Annotated in this window: 4 protein-coding genes; all 4 read right to left on the bottom strand. The window is 71.3% G+C overall.

What is annotated here, in order from left to right; genetic code table 11:
- Positions 1-159: 159 nt before the first annotated feature.
- From ACFYML_RS36470 to ACFYML_RS36455, 4 genes are read right to left on the bottom strand one after another with little or no spacing between them, the layout of a single operon-like run.
- Positions 160-834 carry a response regulator gene (locus ACFYML_RS36470; RefSeq protein WP_387424992.1) on the bottom strand — a complete coding sequence of 225 codons (675 nt, stop codon included), beginning with the start codon at positions 832-834 and terminating at the stop codon, positions 160-162.
- Positions 831-2,126: a sensor histidine kinase gene (locus ACFYML_RS36465; protein WP_387424991.1), complete on the bottom strand. Its 1,296-nt coding sequence runs from the start codon at positions 2,124-2,126 to the stop codon at positions 831-833. Before ACFYML_RS36465 ends, ACFYML_RS36470 begins: the two co-directional genes overlap by 4 nt.
- Positions 2,127-2,148: 22 nt before the next feature.
- The gene (locus tag ACFYML_RS36460) at positions 2,149-2,991 is read right to left on the bottom strand and encodes an ABC transporter permease (RefSeq protein ID WP_387424990.1); all 843 of its coding nucleotides are present in this window, start codon (positions 2,989-2,991) and stop codon (positions 2,149-2,151) included.
- A complete protein-coding gene (locus ACFYML_RS36455; RefSeq protein ID WP_387424989.1) occupies positions 2,988-3,914 on the bottom strand; it encodes an ATP-binding cassette domain-containing protein in 927 nt (308 codons plus the stop codon). Before ACFYML_RS36455 ends, ACFYML_RS36460 begins: the two co-directional genes overlap by 4 nt.
- Between the last annotated feature and the right edge of the window lie 549 nt (positions 3,915-4,463).

The raw sequence follows: 4,463 nt of genomic DNA, 5'->3' as shown, positions 1-4,463 counted from the left end.
ACCTCCCACAGCCTGATGCGTTGGGAGACAGCGTGCCTGACGGCTCCTCAGAACCGATGGATTACACGATCAACGTTCAAAGACGCGGCACTAGCTTGACTCTGGCCAACCATCGCGGAGACGGGGTGTATGCCCGTTCGGTCGCCGGATCATGGGCTGTCATCCGCCGGTGTTCGGTCGGGTGAGTCCCTGGTCGTAGGCGAATATGACGGCCTGTACGCGGTCGCGGGCACCTACTTTGGCGAGGACCTTGCCGACGTGGGTCTTCACGGTGGACTCCGACAGCACGAACCGCTCGGCGATTTCCCGGTTGGTCCATCCGCTGCCGATCGCCACCAGGATCTCGCGTTCCCGGTCGGTGAGGCTGGCCAGCCGCGGGTCGGTGCGGACCGGCTGCGAGGGGCCGGCGGCGAGCTGGCCGGCGAAGCGGTCCAGCAGTCGACGGGTCAGCGCGGGCGCGATGACGGCGTCGCCGTCCGCGACCGCCCGGATGCCAGCCAGCAGCTCCTCGGGGCGGGCGTCCTTGAGCAGGAAGCCGCTGGCCCCGGCGCGCAGGGCGGCGTGCGCGTACTCGTCCAGGTCGAACGTGGTCAGCACGAGCACCCGGGACCGGTCGCCGGCCGCGACGATGCGTCGGGTGGCCTCGATGCCGTCCATGCCGGGCATGCGTACGTCCATGAGAATCACGTCGGGGTGCAGCTGCTCGGCGCGGCGCACCGCCTCGGTACCGTTGCCGGCTTCTCCAACGACGTCCGTTTCCTCGTTGTTCTCCAGCAGCATGCGGAAACCCAGCCGTTGCAGGGGCTGGTCGTCGACGATGAGCACGGTGATCATGTCCGGCCTTCGAGTGCGGCGAGCGGGGTCAGGTCGAGGATCGCCCGCACCGTCCAGCCTCCGCCAAGGCGCGGGCCGGCCTCGACGGTTCCGGCGTACAGGGCGGCTCGCTCGCGCATGCCGGCGAGTCCGTGCCCGGGTTTCGCGGGCGGCGGTGGCGGGCGGTCGGGCGGCTGGGGGCCGGTGTCGTGCACCGTGATCTGCAGCCGCCCGTCGGCGGCGGTGAGGCCGACGTCGAGCGCGGTGTGCGGCCCCGCGTACCGCAGCGCGTTGGTGAGCGCCTCCTGCACGATCCGGTACGCGGTGAGCTGTACCCCGGGGTCTAGAGCGTCGACGTTGCCGGCGGTGCGGTAGACGACGTCCGGTCCGGCCACCCGGATGCGCTCACACAGGGCGCTGATCTCGGCGACGCCGGGCTGCGGGTGGAGCTCGACGGCCTCGGTGTCCTTGCTGTTCCCGGCGTCCTCCCGCAGGACGCCAAGCACCCGGCGCAGTTCGGCGAGGGCCCCCCGGCCGGTGTCGCCGATGAGCTCGAGCGCCTCGCGGCCGCGTTGCGGGTTGCCGCCCACCGCGTATGCGCCGCCGTCAGCCAGTGAGATGATCACCGACAGGCTATGGCCGATGATGTCGTGCATTTCGCGGGCCACCCGGGTGCGTTCGGCCGCCGCGGCGAGCTTGCTGCGCTGGTCGCGCTCGATCTCCAGGCGCTGCGCCCGGTCGCGCAGCGCGGCCAGCTGTGCCCGGCGGATGCGGATGGCGACACCCAGGGCCGCGGCCGCGGTAGCGGCGCTGTACAAGAAGAACAGCGCGTCCCACGGCGTCACGACGGCGGAGGCCCGCCACGCGACCAGGGCCATCGCCGCGGCGACGGTCAGCCCGGCCCAGAGCAGCCGGGCCGGATGGACCCGCAGCACGAGGCTATAGATGGCGATGAGCAGCGCGACGTCGGCGCGGAGCAGCACGCCGAGGGACCACTGTAGGACGAACACCGCGGCGATGGCGTAGAACGCGGCGGTTGGCGCCCGCCGGCGCCAGAACAGCGGGAGGACGAGGCCGAGCTGCAGGGCGACCATGACGGCCAGGGGTGGACGGTTCAGCAGGACGTGCAGCTCCCGCCCCTCGTCGGTGCGGACGAGGTCGGGAATGCAGAACACCAGCAGTACCGCGGCGACCACCGCCGCGTCGAACAGCCATGGCCGCCGGGCGTCGAACCGCCGCAGCCGCTGGCCAAGACCGGCGAGCCGGTCGACCAGCGGATGGGCGGCGAGCTGCTCGGTGCCTTCAGAGCTCATCGTCACCAACCCGTTGCGATGGTCATGCATCCTTGCGTACCAGGCGGTAGGCTCCGCCGGCCAGCGCCAGGACGGTCCAACCCAGCAGGACCAGCGCGCCGCTCCCCGCAGACAGCATGCCCGGCGCGTGTTGCAGCGCGTACAGCGCCTCGCCGGCGTTGCTCGGCAGGTACGGGCCGATGTTGTCCTGCCAGGAGGCCGGCAGCAGCGACAGCAGCCCGGGCACCAGCAGCAGCGTGGCGACGAGCACCGAGATGGCCCCGGGCACCGAGCGCATCAGCATCCCGAGCGCGGCCCCGATCACCCCGACGAGGCTCAGATAGAGGCCGGCGCCGAGCAGCGACCGGGCGACGCCACTGTCCGACAGGGGCATGTGGGCCGGGGTGCCGTTCACGACGGCGTTGACGATCAGGAACCCGCCGAACGCGCCGCCGACGCCGACGACGAAGGCGACCACGCCGTACACGGCGGCCTTGGACCACAGCACCGGCAGCCGGCGCGGCACCGCGGCCAGCGTCGAGCGGATCATGCCCGTGGAGTACTCACCCGCAGCGAACAGCACGCCGAGCACGCCGAGCGCCAACTGGCCGAACCGTACGCCGAACAGCGCCAGGGTCACCGCGCTCGCGTTGACGAACTCCCCCGAGCCCGGCCGGGTGCCGCCGGAGGTGGTCAGCGACTTGTACCGCACCGCCGCGATGCTGCCGAACACCAGCAGGCCGGCCAGCCCGAGGGCGAGCGTGATCCAGGTGGAGCGCAGCGTCCACAGCTTCGCCCACTCCGAGCGGAGCACCCGCCGCCCGGTGACCTTGTACGCGGACCCGGCACCGGCTCCCGCCGGGCGAGCCTCCATGACAGTGCTCATGCCGCCACCCCGCTCGTCACGGTGCCGTGGTACTCCACGGCGTCCCTCGTCAGATCCATGAACGCCTCCTCCAGCGATACCTGCTTCGGGGTGAGCTCGAACAGCGCGATGCCGTGCTCGGCCGCGGTGAGCCCGATCTGCCGTGCCGACAGGCCGCTCACCTGCAGCTGCTCGGAGCCAGCTCGCCCGGTGATCTCAACGCCCGGGCCGGCCAGCGCGGCCCGCAGTCGGGCCGGGTCCGCGGTGGCCACAGCGACGGTGTCGCCGCCGGCCTGGCGCACCAGATCGTGCACGGTGGTGTCGGCGAGCAGCCGCCCACGCCCGACGACGATGAGGTGCTCGGCGACGAGCGCCACCTCGGCCATCAGGTGCGACGACACGAACACCGTGCGGCCCTCGGCGGCGAGCCCGGCGAGCAGGTTACGTATCCACAGCACGCCCTCGGGGTCGAGGCCGTTGACGGGCTCGTCGAGCATCACCGTGGCCGGGTCGCCGAGCAGCGCGGCGGCGATACCGAGCCGCTGCCCCATACCCAGTGAAAACGACCCAGCCCGCTTGCGCGCCACGGACTGCAACCCAGTCAGCTCGATCATCTCGTCGACCCGCCGCCGCGGGATACCGTGCGTGTGGGCGAGGACCATCAGATGGTCGAACGCGGTGCGGCCCGGGTGAATCGACCGCGCCTCCAGCAGTGCTCCGACCTCCTGCAGCGGCGCCGCGTGGCGCGCGTACCGCCGGCCGTTGACGCTCACCGACCCGCTGGTCGCAGCGTCCAGCCCGATGATCAAGCGCATGGTGGTGGACTTCCCCGCACCGTTCGGCCCGAGGAACCCGGTCACCATGCCGGGCTTCACCTCGAAGTCGAGGCGGTCGACCGCCGTCTTCTCGCCGTACCGCTTCGTCAGCTGCCGTGCCTCGATCATCGACCATCCCTCGCCTCGACTCCGCCGCGTTTCCGGCGTCCCGTCAACGACGCTAGAGGCCGACCCCCCTCCGGCGGCGGTACCACGGAATGATCTCCCGGTTCCGGCGTAGTACCGCGGTACCCATCCCGGCAGCCAGCAGCTGCGCTACACCGGGCGCTGCCGCCTGCCCACTCACTCACCGACTTTCCAGTCAGCTGCGGACAAAGCGCGCGAGCCGGATCGTAGTCCGCAGAGCAGCGGCGCCCCGCAGTACGCGGCAGGTCCCTGCGGTTCGCGCACCGCCGCCTAACGCAGACGCCTTCCAATCACGCGAACCGCAGAAGCCCACGTCAACGGCGAGATCATGGCATGAGGTGGAGTCCCGCAGAGCCCCAAATCAGCAGAGCGCGAGCCAAGTCGGGCAAATCGGAGGTTCACCATCGCGGAGACGTGCCGTCCGAGTCGCTCGGGCTCGGTTACCGCTGGCAGGATCCGCTGTCGAGGTGGAAGTAGCGTGTGTTGGCCCAGCGGCAGAGTCGGATGCCGACGACGATGCCGGCGATCGTG

The organism is Micromonospora sp. NPDC007230 (genome assembly GCF_042869115.1).
Classification (GTDB): Bacteria; Actinomycetota; Actinomycetes; order Mycobacteriales; family Micromonosporaceae; genus Micromonospora.
This window is presented reverse-complemented; position numbering and strand designations above follow the sequence as displayed.

Coding starts and splice junctions, on each gene's coding strand:
- ACFYML_RS36470 (WP_387424992.1), bottom strand. CDS start 834: ATGATCACCGTGCTCATCGTCGACGACCAGCCCCTGCAACGGCTGGGT.
- ACFYML_RS36465 (WP_387424991.1), bottom strand. CDS start 2,126: ATGAGCTCTGAAGGCACCGAGCAGCTCGCCGCCCATCCGCTGGTCGAC.
- ACFYML_RS36460 (WP_387424990.1), bottom strand. CDS start 2,991: ATGAGCACTGTCATGGAGGCTCGCCCGGCGGGAGCCGGTGCCGGGTCC.
- ACFYML_RS36455 (WP_387424989.1), bottom strand. CDS start 3,914: ATGATCGAGGCACGGCAGCTGACGAAGCGGTACGGCGAGAAGACGGCG.